The organism is Streptococcus sp. DD04 (assembly GCF_001578725.1).
Classification (GTDB): domain Bacteria; phylum Bacillota; class Bacilli; order Lactobacillales; family Streptococcaceae; genus Streptococcus; species Streptococcus sinensis.
Genome location: NZ_KQ968976.1, coordinates 365,890 through 368,324, shown reverse-complemented (window position 1 = coordinate 368,324; position 2,435 = coordinate 365,890). Strand labels below are relative to the sequence as shown.

The following is a 2,435-nucleotide window of genomic DNA, read 5'->3' as shown; positions in this document are numbered from 1 at the left end:
CCCTTTTTTGTGAAGATGAAAGGAGAACATCACATTTTACAAATCGAATTTAAGATTGAAAATTCGCTGATGAATCTCTAAATTACTTGTTTTCCTATTTAATGTCAAAAGCTAGATGAGGGTATTTTATTTTTATGAAAATTTTTGGCTAACCTTTATTAATTGGTAAATTTATGGTACAATATAACGTGAAAATAAAAAAGAAGAGGTATGTGAAATGTCACGTAAACCATTTATTGCCGGTAACTGGAAAATGAACAAAAATCCAGAAGAAGCAAAAGCTTTTGTGGAAGCAGTAGCTGCTAAACTTCCGTCTTCTGATCTTGTAGAAGCTGGGATTGCTGCCCCTGCACTTGACTTGACAACTGTTCTTGCTGCTGCAAAAGGTTCAAACCTTAAAGTTGCTGCACAAAACTGCTACTTTGAAAATGCAGGTGCTTTCACTGGTGAAACTAGCCCACAAGTTTTGAAAGAAATCGGTACAGACTACGTTGTTATCGGTCACTCAGAACGTCGTGACTACTTCCATGAAACTGATGAAGATATCAACAAAAAAGCAAAAGCAATTTTTGCAAACGGTATGCTTCCTATTATCTGCTGTGGTGAATCACTTGAAACTTACGAAGCTGGTAAAGCTGCTGAATTCGTAGGCGCTCAAGTATCTGCTGCTCTTGCTGGATTGACAGCTGAACAAGTTGCTGCGTCCGTTATCGCTTATGAGCCAATCTGGGCTATTGGTACTGGTAAATCAGCTTCACAAGACGACGCACAAAAAATGTGTAAAGTTGTTCGTGACGTTGTAGCTGCTGACTTTGGTCAAGAAGTTGCTGACAAGGTTCGTGTTCAATACGGTGGTTCAGTTAAACCTGAAAACGTAGCATCATACATGGCTTGTCCAGATGTGGATGGAGCTCTTGTTGGTGGAGCATCACTTGAAGCTGAAAGCTTCCTTGCTCTTCTTGATTTTGTGAAATAAAAAAAGATTTTAAGTTTTAAATAAAATTGCTTGTTGCCTTAAGGTGGCAAGCTTTTTAAAATTCGGAGAGAAAAGTTGAAATCAAAAGAAATAGTTTATTTAGCGAGTACAGCTGTCTTATTGGCTGCAACGGCTAATATTGCTCGTGCTGAAGAGAATACAAGTCCGGCAGGAGATTTAGAGGTTCCAAAAACGGAACTTCAGGTAAAGAATGCTAGCCAAACTCAAGAAGCTCCAGCAGCATTGAAAACGATTGCTGATGAGAATACAAAAGGGCAGGAAAATACAAATCCGACAGCAAATGGCTCTGTGATTGATCAAAGCCAAAATAGGGCTTCTGATTTGATAAAGGGTGAATTTTCTGGCAGTGAAAGTGAGACGGGGAGTGACACTTATGCTGAATCCACAGGAAATCAGATAGGGTCAGATCAATCTTCGCCGGCTGTGAGTAGTACAGAAGTAACTTCTGAGAAGAGAAAAGCAGTGTTTTATAGCGCTCCTCCGTCAGGACAAACAGCTCGCAGCAATCCTCAAGCGGACATTAAAGGTTCTTCCTTTGTGGATGTGAGTAGTCACAACGGCTATATCAGTGTGGAAGACTATCGTCAATTGGCAGCAAAAGGTGTCGGCGGTGTTGTTGTCAAACTGACAGAAGGAACGACTTATACAAATCCTTTTGCTGAATCACAAGTGAAAAATGCGCAAGAAGCCGGTCTGCAAGTCTCGACCTATGCCTTCTCGCATTACACTAGCGATTCAGAAGCGAAAGCGGAAGCCCGTTATTATGCTGCATTCGCCAATAGGCTGGGCTTGCCCAAAAATACGGTCATGGTCAATGACATGGAAGATCCGAAAATGCAAAACGGAATCAACCAGCATACTCAAGCTTGGGCTGATGAAATGCGCAAACACGGATATAAGAACCTAATGTACTATACTAGTGCTAGTTGGGTCGACCAAAACAACCTGCGCCAAAAAGGACCAGTAAATACAGCTTTGTTTGGCCTTGATAATTTTTGGATTGCCCAATATCCAGCACCAAAACTAAGTGCAAATGATGCTAGAAGCCTGAAATACAATAGCAGATCAGGGGCTTGGCAATTCACCTCTCAGGCGGAGTTATTAGCAGGCAAGCATGTTTTCGACCAGAGTATTGACTATTCTGGTAGATTTACAGCCAAGTCTGCTTTAGCTAAGCAACCACTGACGGGTACGATTAGTATTCAAAATAATAACCCCAAAACCGGTACTTTTGATGTCATCGTTTCCAAAGTTTCAGCACCACATGGAATTCAGGAAATTAAGCTTCCAACTTGGTCTACTGAGAATGGTCAAGATGATATTGTTTGGTATACTGCAGCAAAACAAGCCAATGGAACCTATAAATTGACTGTCAATGCGGCGAATCATAAAGGTTCGACTGGTGAATACAACATTCATTTGTATTACATACAAGGGG

At 40.9% G+C, this 2,435-nt stretch carries 2 protein-coding genes; both read left to right on the top strand.

Annotated elements, in window-relative coordinates:
* The first annotated feature begins 217 nt into the window (after positions 1-217).
* Positions 218-976 (top strand): triose-phosphate isomerase, encoded by a 759-nt coding sequence (tpiA, locus tag STRDD04_RS01760; protein ID WP_062198817.1) that lies wholly within the window; start codon positions 218-220, stop codon positions 974-976.
* 75 nt (positions 977-1,051) lie between these two features.
* Positions 1,052-2,435: GH25 family lysozyme (locus tag STRDD04_RS01755; protein ID WP_156469035.1), on the top strand; the 1,384-nt coding region annotated here is incomplete at its 3' end.

What these genes read in the sequence shown, in the direction of transcription:
- tpiA (WP_062198817.1), top strand. Translation starts at nt 218, where the DNA reads ATGTCACGTAAACCATTTATTGCCGGTAACTGGAAAATGAACAAAAAT.